General features: G+C 70.4%; 18 protein-coding genes. 6 read left to right on the forward strand and 12 right to left on the reverse strand.

The features are described 5' to 3' along the window. Window positions 1–73: 73 nt before the first annotated feature. From AUV07_RS14645 to AUV07_RS14670, 6 genes are all read right to left on the reverse strand, one after another. Complete coding sequence (locus AUV07_RS14645; protein ID WP_062637267.1) at window positions 74–733, reverse strand: GntR family transcriptional regulator; 660 nt, start codon at window positions 731–733, stop codon at window positions 74–76. Between the two features lie 46 nt (window positions 734–779). Further along, window positions 780–1,193: a heat shock protein transcriptional repressor HspR gene (locus tag AUV07_RS14650; protein WP_062637270.1), complete on the reverse strand. Its 414-nt coding sequence runs from the start codon at window positions 1,191–1,193 to the stop codon at window positions 780–782. A gap of 94 nt (window positions 1,194–1,287) precedes the next feature. Next, the gene (locus tag AUV07_RS14655; protein WP_025102669.1) at window positions 1,288–2,271 is read right to left on the reverse strand and encodes a DnaJ C-terminal domain-containing protein; all 984 of its coding nucleotides are present in this window, start codon (window positions 2,269–2,271) and stop codon (window positions 1,288–1,290) included. A gap of 7 nt (window positions 2,272–2,278) precedes the next feature. Beyond that, window positions 2,279–2,923 (reverse strand): nucleotide exchange factor GrpE, encoded by a 645-nt coding sequence (gene grpE / locus AUV07_RS14660; RefSeq protein WP_060921591.1) that lies wholly within the window; start codon window positions 2,921–2,923, stop codon window positions 2,279–2,281. Between the two features lie 2 nt (window positions 2,924–2,925). After that, complete coding sequence (gene dnaK / locus AUV07_RS14665) at window positions 2,926–4,788, reverse strand: molecular chaperone DnaK (RefSeq protein ID WP_025102671.1); 1,863 nt, start codon at window positions 4,786–4,788, stop codon at window positions 2,926–2,928. A gap of 150 nt (window positions 4,789–4,938) precedes the next feature. Further along, on the reverse strand, window positions 4,939–6,201 hold the full coding sequence (locus tag AUV07_RS14670; RefSeq protein ID WP_062637271.1) for an HNH endonuclease signature motif containing protein: 1,263 nt from the start codon (window positions 6,199–6,201) through the stop codon (window positions 4,939–4,941). A gap of 169 nt (window positions 6,202–6,370) precedes the next feature. Between AUV07_RS14670 and AUV07_RS14675 the strand changes: the two genes are divergently transcribed. The 3 genes from AUV07_RS14675 to AUV07_RS14685 are packed head-to-tail and all read left to right on the forward strand — an operon-like array spanning window position 6,371 to window position 8,466. Beyond that, entirely contained in the window at window positions 6,371–7,174 is an 804-nt protein-coding gene (locus AUV07_RS14675) for a MerR family transcriptional regulator (RefSeq protein WP_062637274.1), read from the forward strand. A 32-nt stretch (window positions 7,175–7,206) separates the two neighbouring features. After that, complete coding sequence (locus AUV07_RS14680) at window positions 7,207–7,797, forward strand: HAD family hydrolase (protein ID WP_062637275.1); 591 nt, start codon at window positions 7,207–7,209, stop codon at window positions 7,795–7,797. Window positions 7,798–7,806: 9 nt separating this feature from the next. Further along, the gene (locus tag AUV07_RS14685; protein WP_062637277.1) at window positions 7,807–8,466 is read left to right on the forward strand and encodes a hypothetical protein; all 660 of its coding nucleotides are present in this window, start codon (window positions 7,807–7,809) and stop codon (window positions 8,464–8,466) included. 6 nt (window positions 8,467–8,472) lie between these two features. Here the strand turns inward: AUV07_RS14685 and AUV07_RS14690 are convergent, their stop codons facing one another. Next, complete coding sequence (locus tag AUV07_RS14690) at window positions 8,473–8,934, reverse strand: DUF3817 domain-containing protein (protein WP_062637279.1); 462 nt, start codon at window positions 8,932–8,934, stop codon at window positions 8,473–8,475. 84 nt (window positions 8,935–9,018) lie between these two features. Here AUV07_RS14690 and AUV07_RS14695 point away from each other — a divergent pair, with 84 nt between their 5' ends. Beyond that, window positions 9,019–9,984 (forward strand): helix-turn-helix domain-containing protein, encoded by a 966-nt coding sequence (locus AUV07_RS14695; protein ID WP_231868282.1) that lies wholly within the window; start codon window positions 9,019–9,021, stop codon window positions 9,982–9,984. 36 nt (window positions 9,985–10,020) lie between these two features. Here the strand turns inward: AUV07_RS14695 and AUV07_RS14700 are convergent, their stop codons facing one another. Beyond that, on the reverse strand, window positions 10,021–11,217 hold the full coding sequence (locus tag AUV07_RS14700) for an MFS transporter (protein ID WP_062637282.1): 1,197 nt from the start codon (window positions 11,215–11,217) through the stop codon (window positions 10,021–10,023). A 249-nt stretch (window positions 11,218–11,466) separates the two neighbouring features. Here AUV07_RS14700 and AUV07_RS14705 point away from each other — a divergent pair, with 249 nt between their 5' ends. Continuing rightward, window positions 11,467–12,339: a serine protein kinase RIO gene (locus AUV07_RS14705; RefSeq protein ID WP_062637284.1), complete on the forward strand. Its 873-nt coding sequence runs from the start codon at window positions 11,467–11,469 to the stop codon at window positions 12,337–12,339. Window positions 12,340–12,348: 9 nt separating this feature from the next. On the opposite strand, the gene speB is transcribed toward AUV07_RS14705, so the two are convergent. From speB to AUV07_RS14725, 4 genes are read right to left on the reverse strand one after another with little or no spacing between them, the layout of a single operon-like run. Next, window positions 12,349–13,296 (reverse strand): agmatinase, encoded by a 948-nt coding sequence (gene speB, locus AUV07_RS14710; protein ID WP_062637285.1) that lies wholly within the window; start codon window positions 13,294–13,296, stop codon window positions 12,349–12,351. 32 nt (window positions 13,297–13,328) lie between these two features. Then, window positions 13,329–14,945 (reverse strand): thiamine pyrophosphate-binding protein, encoded by a 1,617-nt coding sequence (locus AUV07_RS14715; protein WP_062637287.1) that lies wholly within the window; start codon window positions 14,943–14,945, stop codon window positions 13,329–13,331. A gap of 10 nt (window positions 14,946–14,955) precedes the next feature. Next, window positions 14,956–16,623 carry an amidohydrolase gene (locus AUV07_RS14720; protein ID WP_062637289.1) on the reverse strand — a complete coding sequence of 556 codons (1,668 nt, stop codon included), beginning with the start codon at window positions 16,621–16,623 and terminating at the stop codon, window positions 14,956–14,958. Window positions 16,624–16,666: 43 nt separating this feature from the next. Continuing rightward, window positions 16,667–18,010: an MFS transporter gene (locus AUV07_RS14725; protein WP_062637291.1), complete on the reverse strand. Its 1,344-nt coding sequence runs from the start codon at window positions 18,008–18,010 to the stop codon at window positions 16,667–16,669. Window positions 18,011–18,228: 218 nt separating this feature from the next. Here AUV07_RS14725 and AUV07_RS14730 point away from each other — a divergent pair, with 218 nt between their 5' ends. Beyond that, window positions 18,229–19,125, forward strand: coding sequence for an Lrp/AsnC family transcriptional regulator (locus tag AUV07_RS14730; protein ID WP_025102681.1), 897 nt, complete (start codon window positions 18,229–18,231; stop codon window positions 19,123–19,125). The last annotated feature ends 92 nt before the right edge of the window (window positions 19,126–19,217 follow it).

Raw genomic sequence — 19,217 nt, forward strand, 5'->3', positions numbered from 1 at the left:
TCGCCCCGCCGGGGAGCGCGGCCCATGTCCGCATGCACACGGAACATGTGCCCGCGTCTTCGCGTCCCGTGCCTCAGCGGGAGCCGACTTCGTGGAGCATCCGCTCGCGGGCACCGTCGAGGTGCGCCGAGAGGACGGCGGCGGCCGCGTCGGGAGACCCCGTGCGCATGACATCCAGCAGCGTCACGTGGTCGTCCGCGGACTCGTGGAGGTCCTCATCGTGGTTGATCGTGACCTCGAGCAGCGCCGCGAAGGTCGGCAGGTACTGGTTCCAGGCGCCCTGGAGTCGTGGATGGTCGGCGAGCGCGTAGATCTGGGAGTGGAAGTCGAGGTCGGCCGTGACGAAGGCGGCATGGTCACCGGCGTCCGCGGCCTCGGCCATGCGCTGGACGGCTTCGGCCATCGGCTGCCATCGGTCGTCGTCGTCGACCCGCATCGCGCGCGAGAGGGCGAGCTGCTCCAATGCGCCCCGGAGGCTGTAGAGCTGGTCGACATCGTCGCTCGTGAGGCCCACGATGTAGACGCCGCGCGGGCGCTGCACCTCGACGAGCTTCTCGAAGCTGAGCTGGGTGAGGGCGTCGCGCACGGGACCGCGGCTGACGGCGAACTCCTCGGCGAGGGCCTCTTCGGTGAGCCGGGCCCCCGGCGCGAGCTCCCCTCGGACGATGCGCTGGCGCAGCACGCGCGCGACCTGCGCTCCGAGCGACTCCCCGCGCGTGACGGTCTGCGTCATGGTGACCTCCTGTTAACAGTTGACAGGATACACACCGGGTGCGCGGTCACGCTCCGGAGCGCGGACTCCAGAGCACGAGCTCGGTCGAGCGGCGGATGCGGCGGCCGGTCGGCATGGGCACGACCCCCGCGGATCCGGCGGCGAACACCCGCACGCCGGGACGGTTCTCGCGCTCGGCGCGGAGGGCGCTCTCCAGCGCGACGACACGGTCGCGCAGCATCCGGTTCTCGTCCTCCAGGTCGAGGAGCCGGGCGATCGCGGGGAGACTGACCCCTTCGGAGGAGAGCTGGGCGACCTCGCGCAGCTGCTCGATGTTGCGGTGAGAATAACGACGGGAGCCGCCGGGCGTCCGTCCCGGCACCACGAGGCCGATCCGGTCGTACTGACGGAGGGTCTGGGGGTGCAGGCCGGAGAGCTTGGCGGCTGCGGCGATCGCGAAGACCGGGGTGTCCGCGTCCATCACGCCTTCCTTCCTGATTTCACGTCAGGCCGCCGCGCCAGGTCAGGCAACTCCCTTCCGGAAGCGCCTGACCCGACGCGAAAGCCTGTGCTCGTCAACGGCGGGCTTTCGCCATTAGCTCGGCCCGCGGGTTCTCCTGGGGCTCCAGTTCCTGGAACCTCTCGAGAGCCTCGCGCGCGGCGTCGTCGAGGTGCGTCGGAACCGCGACCTGGAGCTCGGCGAGCAGGTCACCGGTCCCCTTCGCCGTCGCGACACCCCGACCCTTGACGCGGAGCACGCGGCCCGACGGAGTTCCGGGGGCCACACGCAGCTTCACCACGTCGCCGCCGAGCGTCGGGACCTCGATGGTCGCGCCCAGCGTCGCCTCGGTGAAGGTCACGGGGACCACCACGCGGAGGTTGAGGCCGTCCCGCGTGAAGACCGGGTGCGGACGCACCGTGATCTGCACCACGATGTCTCCGCTCTCCCCACCGTCCGGCGAGGGGCGACCACGGCCGCGCAGCCGGATCTTCTGCCCGTCGGCGACGCCCGCGGGGATCTTCACCTTGAACGGCTTGCCGTCCTCGCCCTGCAGGGTGATGGTCTCGCCCTGCACGGCGGTGCTGAAGTCCAGCGTGGTGCGGGCCGTGACGTCGGCGCCGCGCTGCGGACCGCCGAAGCCGCGGAAGCCGCCGCTCGGCTGCCCGAACCGGCCACCACCGAACGAGCTGCCCTGGCCCTGGTTGAACATCGCGAAGATGTCCTCGAAGTCGGCGGTCTGGCCGCGCCCCTGCTGTCCGAACCGGCTGAAGACGTCTTCGAACCCGCCGGCGCCCGAGCCGCTCGCCGTGAAGCGAGCACCCGAACCCATGGCGCGGATCTCGTCGTACTCCTTGCGCTGCTCGGCGTCGGAGAGCACCGAGTACGCCTCGCTGATCTCCTTGAACTTGGCCTCGGCCTTCGCATCACCCTGATTGGAGTCGGGGTGATACTTGCGCGCGAGCTTGCGGTACGTCTTCTTCAGGTCAGCGTCGCTGACGTCCTTCGAGACCCCGAGGGTCTTGTAGAAGTCCTTGTCGAACCAATCCTGGCTGGCCATCGATCACCTACTCCGCAGGGACGGCGACGACGACCTTCGCAGGACGCAGCTCGACCTCGCCGAGGCGGTAGCCCACCTCGACGACCTCGAGCACCGTGGTCTTCGAGGTGCCGGGGGTCGGCTGCTGGAAGATCGCCTCGTGACGCTGGGGGTCGAACTCCTCGCCCTTCTCGCCGTAGGCGACCACGCCGAGGCGCTCCACGACCGCGCGCACCTTCTCGGCGATCACGGCGAAGGGGCTGCCCTCGACCAGATCGCCGTGCTGCTCGGCGCGGGCCAGGTCGTCGAGCACGGGGATGAGGCCCTTGGCGGCCTCGCCCTTCGCGCGCTCGATCTCGATCTGGCGCTGCTCCTCCGTACGGCGGCGGTAGTTCGCGTACTCGGCCTGCAGGCGCTTGAGGTCGGTCAGCAGGGCGTTCTCGGCGTCGGCGATCGCGGCGTCGCCCGCGGCGGCATCCGCCGTCTGCGCGGCACCGAGGATGTCCTCGACCGTCAGCCCTTCCTCCGCCTCGGCAGCGGCGTCGACCGGGGTCTCGTCGGAGCCCTCGGCGGCCTTCGCCTCGCGGGAGTCCTGGTTCTGCGGCACGGGGCCGGATGCCTGAGCATCCGACCCCTCCGGAACCTCGTTCTCGTCGAAGTTCTTGTCCGTCATGATTACTTCTTCTCGTCCTCGTCGTCGACGACCTCGGCGTCGATGACGTCCTCGTCCGAGGAGGGGGCGTCACCGGTCGGGGTCTCGCCCTCGGCCGAAGCGCCGGCGGCGTCCGCCTGCGAGGAGGCGTAGATCGCCTCGCCGAGCTTCGACTGGGACTGGTTGAGCTTCTCGAACGCGGTCTTCACGGCCTCGTCGTCGTCGCCGGCCAGTGCCGTCTTGAGTGCATCGACGTCGGCCTTGACCTCAGTCTTCACGTCCTCAGGGAGCTTGTCCTCGTTCTCGGAGATGAGCTTCTCGATGGAGTAGGCGAGGGTCTCGGCCTGGTTGCGGGTCTCCGCAGCCTCACGACGCGCCTTGTCCTCGGCGGCGTGCTCCTCGGCCTCGCGCACCATGCGCTCGATGTCCTCCTTCGACAGCGACGAACCGCCGGAGATGACGATCGACTTCTCGGTGCCGGTGCCCTTGTCCTTCGCGGACACATGCACGATGCCGTTGGCGTCGATGTCGAACGTGACCTCGATCTGCGGGATGCCGCGGGGCGCCGGCGCGATGCCGGTGAGCTCGAAGGTGCCGAGCGGCTTGTTGTCGCGCGTGAAGTCACGCTCACCCTGGAAGACCTGGATCGCGACGGACGGCTGGTTGTCGTCGGCCGTGGTGAAGGTCTCGCTCCGCTTGGTCGGGATGGCCGTGTTGCGCTCGATGAGCTTGGTCATCATGCCCCCCTTGGTCTCGATGCCGAGGGAGAGCGGGGTGACGTCGATGAGGAGGACGTCCTTGCGCTCGCCCTTCAGCACACCGGCCTGCAACGCGGCGCCGACGGCGACGACCTCGTCCGGGTTCACACCCTTGTTGGCTTCCTTGCCGGTCTCGCGCTTGACGAGTTCGGCGACGGCGGGCATACGGGTGGAACCACCCACGAGGACGATGTGGTCGATGTCGGACACCTTGATGCCGGCCTCGCGGATGACGTCCTCGAACGGCTTCTTGGTGCGGTCGAGCAGGTCCTTCGTGAGGTCCTCGAACTTCGCGCGGGTCACGGTCTCGGAGAGCGAGACGGGGCCCGAGTCGGTCAGCGACAGGTACGGGAGGTTGATGCTCGTGGACGTGGAGCTGGAAAGCTCCTTCTTCGCCTGCTCCGCGGCCTCCTTGAGGCGCTGCAGGGCGATCTTGTCACCCGAGACGTCGACGCCCGTGGTCTCCTTGAACTGCTTGATCAGGTAGTCGACGAGACGCTGGTCCCAGTCGTCTCCACCGAGACGGTTGTCACCGGCGGTGGCGCGCACCTGGATCGTGGAGAAGTCGTCGTCCTTGCCCACCTCGAGGAGGGAGACGTCGAACGTTCCGCCACCGAGGTCGAAGACGAGGATGAGCTCGTCCTCCTTGCCCTTGTCGAGGCCGTAGGCCAGGGCGGCCGCGGTCGGCTCGTTGATGATGCGGAGCACGTTGAGGCCCGCGATCTCACCGGCCTCCTTGGTGGCCTGACGCTCGGCGTCGTTGAAGTACGCCGGAACCGTGATGACGGCGTCGGTCACGGTGTCGCCGAGGTAGGACTCGGCGTCGCGCTTGAGCTTCTGGAGGATGCGCGCGGAGATCTCCTGCGGCGTCCACTTCTTGCCGTCGACGTCGAAGCTCCAGTCGGTGCCCATGTGGCGCTTGACCGAGGCGATCGTCCGGTCGACGTTGGTGACGGCCTGGCGCTTCGCGGTCTCGCCGACGAGCACCTCCCCGTCCTTGGTGAAGGCGACGACCGAAGGGGTCGTGCGGAAGCCCTCGGCATTGGCGATGACCTTGGGCTCGCCACCCTCGAGGACGCTGACGACGGAGTTGGTGGTTCCGAGGTCGATACCGACAGCACGTGCCATGTGTTCTCTCCTTTGTTGGGAAGTCTGTAGTGGTCTGGAAACCTGCGGCGATCAGGGAAACCTGAGTCGCGATGACTCAAGTGTACGCCGAGGCCTGAGGGCTGTCAAATGAACTTGATATGAATAGGCTCAAGTTTTGCCCGCCCGGTATCAGAAGGGCGCATCCGCCGCTTCCTCGGCGAAGGTGACGGTGTTCGACGGCGGCGGGCGGTCGATGTAGACCCTCCCCGCCGGACTCGTCCAGGCGTAGAGCCCGCCGCCACGCGCCTCGACATGCCAGGCGGACTGATGTTTCAAGACGTGATGCCGACGGCACAGGCGACCGAGATTCGAGGCGGTCGTCTGCCCGCCGAGCGCAGCGTCGCGGTGGTGATCGATGTCGCATTGCGCGGGCGGGTACCCGCATCCGGGGAATCGGCACCGTTGATCCCTCGCTCTCAGATGGCGCCGCAACTCGGCGTTCGGTCGATATCTGTCCACGGCCAGGACCCCGCCTGTCACAGGATGCGTGAGGATCCGGTCCCATCCGGAAGCCGCGCCTGCCAGCCTCCGTGCCGTGACTGGGTCGACAGGGGTGCGACCGTCGAGCTCTGCCGGCGCTGTGCCCCGACCGAGGAGGGTCATGATGGGGATCGTGACCGCGACCGTGGGCACGATGGCGGCCAGGGCGCCGTCGCAGTCGTCATGGCCGGCCGGCGCACCGGTGAGGAGGAGGTCGAGCGCGAGATCGGCCCTGGACTCCGCGACGGTTCGCAGGTCCGTCGGGTCGTCGTCGGCCTGCGCGGTTTCGGCCATGGTCAGTCGATCGAAGACACCGTGCACCAGCGCTGCCGGCCCCAGGAGTCCGAGTTCAGCCATCCCGTCAGGGGCGTCCCGCACCCACACGCGGCGCTGCTCACGGGCATCCTCATGGCGCTCCCCGAGCGGTCGGGCATGGAACTCCTCCGCGACTCGGCGCGCCATCCCGGCCACACGATTCGGCGCCTCGCTCTCGGCGAAGGCGATCATCCGCGCAGAGAAGGCGTCGCGATCCGCCTCGTCTTCGAGGTGCGCGCCCGCCTCCGCGATGACGCGGGCGTGTCCGGCAGTGATCCGCCCGGCGCCCCATGCGCCCCACAGCCGAGGAAAGCGCTCCACGATCCAGACCGCATCGGCCATCCGCCGCTGCACCGTCCTGTCGCTCGTCCGCAGCGCGGCAGCGAACTCCGCCGCGACCGTGCGCACGCTCAGATCCGCGCCGTCCGGATGCGCGGCCTGCGCCGCGACCTCGACGGCGAGGCGCGATCCCAGAGCCAGGATCCCATCCCGCGCAGCCTGCAGACCACTGATCGTCCGCTCGACACCGACGAGCATCTCCGTGAGCGCTCGGAGCGCCTCCACCTGCTCGATCGTCGCGTCCGCCAGTCCTGCCATACCCCGAGTGAAGCAGGGGCCACCGACATTGAAAGCCCAGTTCAGAAGGGGTAAACGATATTCCGGAATCCTCTGCGCGCGAAGGAGGCCACACCGAGCCCGCTCCGCCTCGACGACCGCGAGCCGCCATGCTTGACTCTCACACGGTGTCAGGCAGGAGAACAGAGACATGTTCTCCATCGGAGCGTTCGCGCAGATCGGCCAGGTGACCCACCGGATGCTCCGGCACTGGGACACGGCCGGGCTGCTCGTCCCCGCCCACGTGGACGAGTTAACCGGCTACCGGTCGTACGATCCGTCGCAGCTCGAGCGTCTGCACCGGATCGTCGTCCTGCGTCAGCTCGGCTTCGGTCTCGACGACATCTCGGCGATCCTCGCCCAGGGCGTCGACGCCGACCGGATCGCGGCACTCCTGCGCATCCGGCGTGCCGAGGTGGAGCAGGAGCACCGGCTCGCCGCCGCGCGACTCGTCGATGTGGAACGGCGCCTCCACCTCATCGAGGAGGAGAAGCACATGTCGCAGATCGAGATCGTCCAGAAGCCCCTCCCCGCCGTGCGCCTGGCGGCCATCCGCACCGTCGTCGCCGAGCAGCCGGCGGTCGCCGAGGTCGTGGGCCCCTCCTTCGACGCCGTGGCCGAGGTCATCGGCGACGAATGCGGAGCCCTCACCACTCCGATCGCCCAGTACCGGACGCTGCCGGACGGGATGGAGGTCGTCGCCGGATACTCCTACTCCGGCCCCGCCGCCGACGGGGTCGAGATCATCGAACTCCCCGCCGAGGAGGACGCCGTCTGTGGCGTGCACCTCGGATCGATGGAGCGGATCGCGGAGAGCTGGCACGCCATCCACACCGAGGTCGTCGCGCGCGGCCTCGTGCACGCCGGGCCCTGCCGGGAACTGTACGTGCGCGCCCTCGGGGACGACCAGTCGGACTGGGTCACCGAGCTCCAGCAGCCCGTCGCGCGCCGCTGACGCGGCGCCCGACCTGCGGGCAGGATGGAGACATGATCCGTGCCGTGCTCTTCGACCTCGACGGGGTCGTCCGTCACTTCCATCATGACCCCGACCTGGAAGCGCGGCACGGCCTCCCGGACGGCACGATCCTCCGCATCGCCTTCGCGGCGCCGCTGATCGAGGCGGTGACCACGGGCGCCCTCACACGGGAGGAGTGGATCACCCGAGTCGGTGAGGCTGCCGGCTCCCCCACCGCCGCACGGGAGTGGGGGCGCACGCCGTTCGCCGCCGACCCGGACGTGCTCGCGCTCGTCGACGAACTGCGATCCCACGGGATCATCTGCGCCATCCTTACGAACGGCACCGACACGATCGCCGACGAGCTCGAGGTCAGCGGCATCGGGGCGCACTTCGATCGGGTGTTCAACTCCGCCGAGATCGGGCACGCCAAGCCCGACGTGCGAGCGTTCCGCCACGTGGTGGACGACCTCGTTCTCGTGCCAGAGGAGATCTTCTTCCTCGACGATTCGGAAGGGAAGCTCAGCGGCGCACGAGAGGTCGGCATGTACACACACCACTTCTCCGGCGTCGCCGGCCTCCGCACCGCTCTGGCAGCGGCCGGCGTCATGGTGCCCCGCTAGGCTGACCGCATGAACCGCACCCCCGTCCGACGGCTCGCGGCCGCGGTCCTCGCCGCCGCTGCAGCGCTCTCGCTGAGCGGGTGCCTGTACGCGCAGATCCCGGAGTCCGCCCCGAAAGCTCCGTCGCCGACCGCGGCCCCGCAGACGGACTCCCCGGCGGACGGGCCGACCAGCGGCGCGACCCTGACCTTCGCCGAGGGCACCGAGCTCTCCGCCGACGCCTACATCGAGTGGGGCGACGGGCTCCTCACGCATGACAGGTGGAAGACGGTGGCCCCCGATGACGGCAACGGAGGCTGGACCTACGGCACGGTCGACGGCACCTGCACCGCCCAGTTCTGGCAGGGTCTCATCGCTGACGTGCCGACCGTGAGCGGCGACGACTCCGTCTCGTCCGACGCGATCCTCGGCGTCCTGCTGCAGTCGACCACGACGGACATCACCCCGCACGCGAAGACCGGCGAGTTCAGCTACCTGAGCGGAGGCACGGGCGGTGTCGAGAACCGCTGGGTCGCGGGCGGGGACGGCGACCGCTCCTGGATCATGGCGGCACGCGCCTTCACGAAGACCGGGGTCGGCCTCTACGTCATCGTGGACTGCACCGGCGCCGATCCGGCTGCCATCATGGACGAGGTCAACGAGGCGAACGCGATCGTCGTCACGCCCTGACCGAGGTCACTTGCCCCCGGGAGGGCCGACCAGCAGCAGGATCACGTAGAGCGCGACGATGCCCACGACCAGCAGCACCGCGAGCACCCAGGGGCGGCGGAGGAACCAGCGCATCAGGCGGTCGTACCAGCGGCGGTCACGCGGGTCATCGGTGGCGTCGAGGCGCCAGTCGCCCCGAAGACGACCGGTGCGGTGCAGCCAGATCTCCATCGGGATGGTCGCGTACGGCACGACCGCGCTGAGGACGGCGAGCACGCCGACGCCGGGGTGCCAGCGCTGATTGAGCGCGACGAGGACGGCGGTCGCGGCGTAGGCGAGGAACACGAAACCGTGGATGCCGCCGCCGACCGTCACGACGACTCCGGGGGCTCCGACGGCGCGGGCGATGATCGCGGCGATGAGGAGGGTCCAGGTGATCGCCTCCGCGATCGCGAGGACACGGTACAGGCGGCCAGGGGTGTGGAACACGGAACTCCTCGGGTGGGGTACCCCTCCAGCGTATCCCGCTTCGAATCGCCCACTTGGCCCTATCCGGCGCCGAAATGGAGCAAGGTGAGCGATTCGAAGGGGAATAGGGGGACGGCAGCCGACGTTGCCGAAGACATGGTGACGGTGGACGCGGATGCGCTGTCCGCTGTGCTCGGCACGGTGGACCTGCGGGTGGGGATCGCCCGCCGCGTGCGGCTGAGCCCCGGAGGACTCCTGCCGCTGCCGCCCGGACGCATCACCCTCGTCTACCTCGCCGACGGCGCCGTGCACGGGCATCCGCCTCTGGGCACGGGCTGCCGCCTCGACGTGGACCGTGACTCGCAGCAGCTCACGGTCGAGGACCCAGGACACCGCGACCGACTCGTCGCCGGCGACGCCTTCCTGCTGCTCCGCGGAGATACCTTCGCGCTGGAGGCCGACGCCGACACCGCGCTCCTCGTCGTCGACATCGAGCTCGCGGACACCGCCTCTCCCCTCCCCGCGCTCCTGCCGCCCTTCCTCACGGTGACCGGATTCGACGCGCTGGAGCCGGCCGCCGCCGCCCTCGCCGAGAACATGGGCGTGGTCGACGCGGCCGCGTGCCCGGTGCGCCAGGGCGACCCGCTGATCTGCCGGATGATGGCGACCACCGTGCTGCTTTCGGTCATCCGGGCCTGGGCGGCCAACGGCTGTGCGCCCGCGGGGTGGCCCTCACTGTCGAAGGACCCCTTCCTCGACCGCGTGGTGGACGCCATCCACGAGCAGCCGGGACGGGACTGGACCGTCGAGCGCCTGGCCGCCGTCGGGGCCATGTCACGCTCGGCCTTCGCGGAGCGGTTCCGCCTGGCCGTGGGCCGCTCCCCCGCCGACTATGTGACCGAGGTGCGGATCGACGCCGCGAAGCGGATGCTCCAGGCCGGGCAGTCGGTGTCGAGCGTCTCTCGCGAGCTCGGCTACGCCTCGGACGAGGGCTTCAGTCGTGCCTTCCGCCGCCGGACGGGGATGACCCCCTCCTCCTGGCGCGCCTCGCACTCCCTCGTTCCGGCCTGATCCCCCGACCTCGCCCCTGCGCGGGCGGGCACGGGGTCAGGAGCGGGAGCTGCGGCGGTTCGAGAGGCCGAACAGCACCGCACCGGCGAGGAGCGAGACCGCACCGATCGTGTAGACGAGCTCGATGCTCAGGGTGTCGACGAGGAGTCCGCCCACGCCGGCCGCGAGAGTGATCGCGCCCTGGAACCCGACGACCACGAGGCTCCCCCCGGCCTCCAGGCGGTCCGGCATCCGGTGGCCCACCCAGGTGTTCACGACGATCAGCCACGACGAGAAGAAGAAGCCCCAGAGGAGCACGACCGCACCGATGCCGATGATCGATCCGGAGAAGAGCACCATCGAAAGCACGGCGGCCGAGATCACCAGCGGCGCGAACACCGCGAAGAAGGCGAAGGAGCGGTCGATCACGAGGCCGATGGAGAGGTTGCCGAGAAGGCCTCCGACACCGAACAGCGCCAGCAGCACGACGATCGTCGACGCGTCCACGTCCGGGATGCGCTCCAGCGCGAGGCGGACGTAGGTGTAGGCGAGGAAGTGGCCGAGCACGACGAGCACGTGTCCGACCATCCCGAGTCCGATGCCCGGACGCCGCACCGTGTCGACGAGCAGACGCAGGCTCGACGCCCGCTCAGCCGGCACGGTCGGCAGCGCCCATCGCAGGGCCGCGGCCAGCACCACCATGAGCACTCCCGCGATCGCGAACACGGCACGCCAGTCGACGACCTCGCTCAGCATGACCCCGAGCGGGACGCCGGCGACCGTGGCGAGCGAGACGCCCGCGGAGGTGAACATGACCCCGCGACCGAGGTGCTCCGGCCCCGCGAGCCGCGCGGCGACCGTGATCGACATCGTCCAGTAGGCACTGATCGCCGCTCCCAGCAGGAACCGCGCCAGCAGCACGACCACGAGGTTCGGAGCGATCGCGACCACGAGGTTCGACACGGCCGCGGCGAGCGCCATCCACACCAGCAGCGACCGACGGTCCAGACGGGGGAACACGAGCCCCACGGTCGGGGCGACGAAGAGCCCGACGAGCGCGGTGACGGTGACGGTCTGCCCGGCCTGGCCGGGGGTCACCCCGAGGCCGTCCGCCATCTCGGTGAGCACTCCGTTGGGGAGGAACTCGGCGGTCACCAGCAGGAAGCCCATCACCATGAGGGCGATGAGTCCGCCGTAGCGGATGCGGTCGACGCGGGTGGTCGGCAGGGTCGGGACGGGGGCGGTCGTGGTCATGCCTCCAGACTCGCAACGGGGGCGGGCGCGCGCCCGACCGGTCGTCCGCCGCATCCGACCGATCGTCCGGCCCTGGACAACCCCCGGGAGACCCCCTAGGCTCGACGACGCACCGGGATCCGCCCGGGAAGCCCGAGCGAAGGAGGCGATGAGATGAACGCTGTCGTCGTCGCGCCTATCGCCGACCACCTTCCCTTCGAGGCCACCCGCTCCTGATCGCCGCGTGGCCTCCCTTCCCGGAGCCACACCGTGACCGAATCCCCCGCTTCCTCGGAAGCCGCGTCCTTCGACGCCACCTCCTTCGATTCCCTCGAGACCGCCCTCTCCTTCGCCGAGGTCGAGCCCGGCCCGAACCAGCGCTGGACGACCTGGCCCTCGTCCACCCCCACCGAGCGGGGACCGGACCCCCGCCCCGCCTGGGCGGTGACCTCTGCCGGCGCCCTGGACACCGAGCTCGGCATCCTGAAGACCGGCAAGGAGGCCGACGTGTTCCTGCTGGAGCGCGCCGTGCCCGACGACCCGACGCAGCGCACCCTCCTCGCCGCCAAGCGCTACCGCGGCATCGAGAACCGGAGCTTCCAGCGCTCCGCCGTCTACACCGATGGACGCAGCACGCGGAACACCCGCGACACGCGCGCCCTCGCCAAGAAGACCGCCCACGGACGGGAGGTCGCCGCAGCCCAGTGGTCGCTCGCGGAGTTCGAGGCCCTGTGCCGGATGTGGGAGCGCGGCGCCCCGGTCCCCTATCCCGTGCAGGTCAGCGGCACCGAGGTGCTCATGGAGTTCCTCGGCGACGACCGGGGCATCGCGGCACCCCGGCTCGCCCAGGTGCGCGGGTCGAACGCCGAGATGCAGGAGTACTTCACGCAGGTGGTCGAGCTCATGCGGGTCTTCGCCGCCGCGGGCTTCGCGCACGGCGACCTCTCCGCCTACAACCTCCTCGTGCACGAGGGGCGGGTGCGGGTGATCGACCTGCCGCAGATCGTCGACGTGATCGCGAATCCGCAGGGCCTCGACCTCCTGCACCGCGACTGCGTCAATGTGTGCGACTGGTTCGCACGGCGACGGGTGGAGTGCGACGCCGAGGCCCTGTTCGCGGACCTCCTCGGGACGCTGTCCTGACTCCCGGTGTCAGGAGGCGAGTCGGGCGGCGAGAAGGGTCACCAGCTCGTACACGACGTGGCTCGCGGCGATCCCGGTCATCTGGGCGTGATCGTACGCGGGCGACACCTCCACGACGTCGGCGCCGACGATGTCGCGGTCGCGCAGCGCCCGGAGGATGCGCAGCAGCTCGCGGCTCGTCAGCCCTCCCGCCTCGGGGGTCCCGGTGCCGGGCGCGTGCGCGGGGTCGAGCACGTCGATGTCGATCGAGACGTACAGCGGCTTGTCGCCGATGCGGGTGAGGATGCGGTCGATCGCGGCCTCCACCCCGTGCTCCTCGATGTACTCGCTGGAGACGATGGAGAAGCCGAGGCGCTCGTCGTCCTCGAGGTCCTGCTTCGAGTACAGGGGTCCGCGGGTGCCGACGTGGCAGCTCGCGGTGAGGTCGATCAGCCCCTCCTCGCTCGCGCGGCGGAAGGGGGTGCCGTGCGTGATGGGGGCCCCGAAGTAGGTGTCCCACGTGTCCAGGTGCGCGTCGAAATGGAGGACCGCGACGGGTCCGTGCTTCGCGGCCACCGCCCGCAGCAGGGGAAGGGCCACGGTGTGGTCGCCGCCGATCGTGACGAGGCGCTGCACCTGGTCGCCGAGGGCCACGGCTGCGCGCTCGACCTCGGTCACCGCCTCGGTGAGGTCGAACGGGTTCACCGGGATGTCCCCCGCATCCACCACCTGGGCGAGCTGGAACGGCGACACGTCCTGCGCGGGGTTGTAGGGCCGCAGCAGCCGGGACGACTCCCGCACGTGCGACGGGCCGAAGCGGGTGCCGGGGCGGTAGCTCACGCCGGAGTCGAACGGGATGCCGACCACCGCGATGTCGGCGCGCGGCACGTCCTCGATGCGGGGCAGGCGGGCGAAGGTGGCGATGCCGGAGTACCGCGGGTTCACGGAGGCGTCGACGGGGCCGATGTTGTCGGTCATTTCTCGTTCCTGTTCGTCGGGAGGTGTGGGTCTCAGAGGGCGTGCTGCGGGATGTGCACGAGCTGCACCCCGCCGTCGGCGATGGCCGCGCGGATGCTGGGGGCGATGTCGGCGCGTGATGCCGCCCGTCGCCCGGTCGCCCCGAAGGCGGTGGCGAGCGCGGCCCAGTCCGGCTGCACGAGGTCGACGCCGACCGGGGTCATGCCCCGGTCGAGCTCGTTCTGGCGGATCTCCGCGTACCCGCCGTTGTCGACGCACACCACGGTGACGTCGAGACGCTGCTCGACGGCGGTGACGAGCTCGTTCACGCAGAACATCAGAGCGCCGTCGCCGATGACGGTGACGACCGGGCGTTCGGTCTGCGCGACGGCCGCGCCGATCGCGGCGGGGAGGCCATAGCCGAGCGTGGCGTACGTCGGCGTGTAGAGGAGGGAGTGCGGCTGCTCCTGCCGCAGCACGCTGCCGAGCGCCATGTACACGATCTGGGAGGAGTCGCCCGCCACGATCGCGTCAGCAGGGAGGGCGTCGGCGATGATCTCGGCCAGCGCGACGGTGTCTGGCGCGGACTCCCGCGATTCCGCCTCGATCGCGGCCCGCTCGGCCGTGAGGTCGCGGGCGGGACGGGCGGGGTCCGGCAGCAGGGGCAGGAGGGCGTCGGTCACGGCGGCGGCGTCTCCGGTGAGAGCGACCGTCGCGGTGAGGTTCTTGTCCCGCTGCTCCGGAGAGATGTCGACGCGGATCACGGCGCCGCGTGCCTCGAGCCGCGGAGCCCAGAGCTCCGCCTCACCCAGCTTCGAGCCGACCACGAGCAGCACGTCGGCGTCTTCGGCCACGGCCCGTGCGGCGGCGAGGCGCAGGTTCGAGCCGAGGGAGAGCGGGTGGTGCTCGTCGAGCACGGCCTTGCCGTTCAGGGTCGTGAGCACGGGGGCTCCGAGCCGCTCGGCCACCGCGGCGATCTGGTGCGCGGCGTCCACCGCACCCCCACCGGCCACGATCACCGGGCGGCGGGCGGCGGACAGCAGCCGGGCGGCCTCGGCGAGCGCGATCGGATCCCCGGAGACGCGGTCCGGCATCGGCCACGGCTTCCGGTCCTCCGCGGGCACGGCGGCGGGCGTCTCCAGCACGTCGAGCGGGATCTCGATGTGCACGGGGCGGGGACGGCCGGTGCGGAAGAGGTGGAACGCGTCGTGCACGGCCTGCACCGCCTCCGCCGCGGTCGACACCCGTCGCGACCACTCCGCGATCGCGCCGACCATGGCCGTGGCGTCCTTGGTCTCGTGCAGCGTGCCGACGTCGGCGAACTCCGCCCCGAGCGGCACGCCGGGCGAGAGCACGATGAGGGGTCGCGACTCGCAGAACGCGGTGCCGATCGCGCTCATCGCGTTCTGCAGGCCGGGGCCGGAGGTCGTGATCACCACACCGGGAAGCCCGGTCTGCTGCGCCCACCCATCGGCACCGTACCCCGACCCCTGCTCGTGGCGGTTGGTCACGGCGCGGATGCCGAGGTCGGCGAGGGGCCGGTAGAACTCCAGGTTGTGCGTGCCGGGGATGCCGAAGACCGCGGTCACCCCGTAGGCGCGGATGGTCTCCAGGACCGCGCGGCCTGCGGTGTCGGCGTACCGGTGGTCTCCGATGGTGTCGGTGCTCATCGTGTCATCCTCACATCGCGTGCCGACGGACGCCGTCGACCCAGGTCTCACGGACCTCGATTGCCGCGATCTCCTCGGCCGGCACCGCGAGCGGGTCGTCCGAGAGCACCGCGAAGTCGGCGTACTTGCCCGGCTCGAGCGAGCCGAGGTCGTCCTCGCGGCCGATCGACACGGCGCCCTCGATCGTGTGAGCCCGGAGCGCCGCGACGGCGGAGATACGGAGATCGTCCGGCCCGAGCGTGTGCCCGCGCCGGGTGACCCGGGTGGCCGCCGTCTGGATCGCCTCCAGCGGGATGGGCTCGGCGACCGGGGCATCCGAGGAGATCGTCATGGGCACGCCCGCACGCTGGAACTCCCCGAGCGGGTTGAAGCGCTCTCCGGGCGTGCCGATGGCCTCCTCCACGCCCTCGCCCCAGTTGAAGTAGTGCTGCGTCTGGTTCACGGGACGGATGCCGGCGGCCGCCATCCGCTCGATCTGCGCGGGGGTCGGCAGGCCGCAGTGCTCGATGCGGTGCCGGGCGTCCGCATCCGGACGCTCCGCGAGTGCTGCCTCGATCGCCGACACAACCATCTCGATCGCGGTGGGCGACTGGGCGTGGGTCGCGGTCTGGAGTCCGGCCGCATGCGCCTTGCGGATGAGCTCGGCGTAGTCGGCGGGCTCGTGGTAGAGCTGGCCGGTGCGGCAGGGGTCGCCCACGTAGCCGTCTGGGAAGTACGCGGTCCAGCCGCCCAGTGTGCCGTCGGCGTAGAACTTGATGCCGGCGAAACTCAGGTGGGCGTTGCCGAACTGCCCGACGAGGCCCATCTCCAGCGCCTCGTCGAGCAGGTGCGACAGCAGGTACATCGATACGCGCAGCTCCAGCCGCCCGGCCTCGGCGAGCCGCAGGTACATGTCGAACTCGCGCCGCGTGACCTGACAGTCGCCGATGGAGGTGACCCCGCCCGCGAGGAACCGCTGCGTCGCCGCGTCGAGCTGGCGCAGGTGCTCCTCCGGCTCGTCCGCGAGGTGGAAGTTCGGACCGTGGTGGCCGATCTTCACCCCGTGGACGCCGGTGAGGATGTTGCACGCCGCGTCGGACAGTTCGCCGGTGAGCTCGCCGTCGGCGTCGCGGAAGAACTCGCCGCCGTCCGGGTTCGGGGTGTCCCGGTCCACGCCGTTGAGGTCGAGCGTGTACGAGTTCACCACCCCGCCGTGGCCGGAGGCGTTCATGAGGTACACCTCGCGGTCGGCGGCCACCTCGTCGAGTTCGAAGCGGGTGGGGTGCCGCTTCTCGGCGAGGTTCCGCTGCTCGTAGCCGTAGCCGCGCACGGGGCGCCCGGCGGGGAGCTCGGCGGCCGCGGCCTTCAGCAGCGCCACGATCTCCGGGATGCTCCCCGCCTTCTCGGGGCCGCAGTCCACCCAGGTCATCATCTGCCCGAACATCAGCGGATGCGCATGCGCGTCCACGAAGCCGGGCACGACGACCGCCTCCCCCAGATCGACGCGCTCCGGAGTGAGGCCGGCCCGTGCCGCCACGTCCTCGCACTCCGCCGCCGTGCCGAGGGCGACGATGCGCCCCCGGTCGGTCAGCATCGCGGTGACGGTGGTGTCCGCCGCGTCCGCCGTGTGGATGGCTCGCGCGGTGACGAGGACGGGAGCGGCCTGGGCCGAGCGGTCGAAGGGGGTGAGCTTTCTCATGATGCCTGTTCGCGGTGGTGTCGTGCGGGGGAAGGGTGCCGGGTCAGGGCAGGCGGTTCGCCGTGGTGTCGGTCCGGGCGGTGAACGACGCCGTGACCGGGGCCTCGTCGGAGTGCTGCGGCGCGAGACGCGTGCAGATCCCGGCGATGACGGCCATGCCCACGAACATCGCGATCACCGACCAGACGCTGCCGGTCCAGGCGATGAGCTGCGTCGCGAACCAGGGCGAGAATCCGGCCCAGATGGCGGCGCCGACGCCGTACGACAGCGCGATGGACGTGTAGCGCGCCTGCGGACGGAACATCTGGGCGAGGATCGCCGCGATCGGGGCGTAGGTCGCACTCATCGCGATGCGTACGAGCGAGGCGAAGAGGAAGATCAGCGGCTCCACGCGGCCCGGCATCATCAGCAGGAACGGGGCGAAGGTCAGCACCGAGGTGATCAGGCCGATGTACATCACGTTCTTCCGGCCCCACTTGTCGCCGAGCCAGGCGACCGGCAGCGTCACGACGAACTCCACGAAGGAGGCCAGGGTCATCGCGTCGAGGATGACCTGCTCGCTGATCGCGATGGGCTCACCCGTCGCGTACGCGGTGGCGAAGGTCGTGGCCAGGTAGTAGCCGCCGGTGGAGATGGGCAGGATGCCGATGCCGAGGAGGATCGGCTTCCAGTTGACACGAAGGGCGAAGGCGAGCGGCATGGACTGCTTGCGGCCCTCGATCTTCTCCTCGAAGACCGGCGACTCCTCGACGCGATACCGGACCCAGAGGCCGACGCCGATCAGCACGATGGACAGCAGGAACGGGATGCGCCAGCCGCCGTCGATGATGAACGTGTCGCCGCCGCGGGCCATGATCGCGAAGATGCCGGAGGCGAGGAGGGCGCCGGCCGGGTTGCCGAGCTGCGTGAAGCCGCCGTAGAACGTCTTCGACTTCTCGGGAGCGTGCTCGACGCTCATGAGCACCGCGCCGCCCCACTCGCCGCCGACCGCGAGGCCCTGGATGGCGCGGAGCAGGATGAGGAGGATGGGGGCGAGGATGCCGATGTTCTCGTAGGTCGGGAGGCAGCCGACGAGGACGGTCGCGGCCCCCATCAGCAGCAGCGTGATGACGAGCGAGACACGCCGACCGAGCTTGTCGCCGATGTGGCCGAAGACGATGCCGCCGAGGGGGCGGACGAGGAAGGCGACCGCGAACGTCGCGAACGCCGCGGCGGTCTCGGCCAGGGGGTCGTCGCTCGGGAAGAACAGCGGGCCGAAGACGAGGGCGGCGGCCGTGGCGTAGACGTAGAAGTCGTACCACTCGATGGTGGTGCCGACGAAGGCGGCGAAGCCGGCGCGGCGCGCGCGGCTGTGGACGCCGCTTCGGGGGGTGGGGGTAGTGGTCATGGACCCGCTCCTTCGCGGATGGTGTCGGATAGCGAAGGATGCTACGGACGTGCAGCATCGTGGGCAAGGGCAGAACTCCAGCGATACGCGTCGTTCACTGGATTTGTGTGAGACGCATCGCGCACTCCGGGCCTTCCGCTCGGTCGAACAGCGCTCTACGCTGAGGTTTTGCGGGGACGAGCGTGCACTGCGGGGAAATCGACGGAATCGGACGGCACATGGACTTCGACGCGGAACTCATCCGGGCGCTGCAGGAGGACGGCCGCGCCAGCATCCTCTCCCTCGCCGAGCGCGTCGGCCAGTCCCGCGCCGTCGTGGCGGCCCGTCTGCGCACGCTGCTCAGCGACCGCACGGTGCGGGTGGTCGCGGCCGTGGACCCCGTGTTCCTCGGGCAGCACGTGCTCGCCCACGTGTCGATCCGGACCGACGGGGCCGTCGAGGTGGTCGCCGAGCACCTGCGCGACATGTCCGAGACCGTGCTGGTGTCGGCGGTCGGCGGCGCCCACGACATCGTGACCGAGGTGCGGGTGGGCTCGATGTCGGAGCTCCACGACCTGCTCGCGCGCATCCGCGGGAGCGCCGGGGTGCTCGACATCAACACCATCATCTACTCGACCGTGATCAAGGGGTTCTTCGTCTCGGAGTACCACGGGGGCGTGACCCTCGACGGCATCGACGAGGCCCTCATCGAGCACCTGCAGTCCGACGGGCGGATGAGCTTCCGCGCCCTCGGCGAGCAGGTGCGACTCTCCCCCAGCGCGGTCGCCACCCGGGTGCAGCGGCTCATCGACGCCGGGGTCATCAAGATCAGCGCTGTGGAGGCCCGAGGGCTCGCGCACCGGCAGCTCTCGATGGGCGTGGGCATGACGCTCGGAGACGACGACGAGGCCGTGATCGACGAGCTGCGACGGGGGCGCGGCGTCGACTTCGCGGCGCGGACCCTCGGGCGGTTCGATGCCGTCGCGACCCTCGTGGAGCCCTCCGCCGGAGCCCTGTACGCGAGTCTCGAGCGGCTGCGCGCGCTCCCCGGAGTGACCCGCATCGAGGCGTGGCTGCATCTCGCGGTGCTCAAGGAGGACTACGCCCGCACCCTCCGCCCCCTCCGCACCGACTGACCCCCGTCCCCGTCCCCGTCCCCGTCCCCGTCCGTCCCCGTCCCAGGATCAAAACTGCGCCTCGTTCACCCACCCCCGGCACGTTTCTGCAC

This window comes from Microbacterium sp. CH1 (assembly GCF_001595495.1).
Classification (GTDB): Bacteria; Actinomycetota; Actinomycetes; order Actinomycetales; family Microbacteriaceae; genus Microbacterium.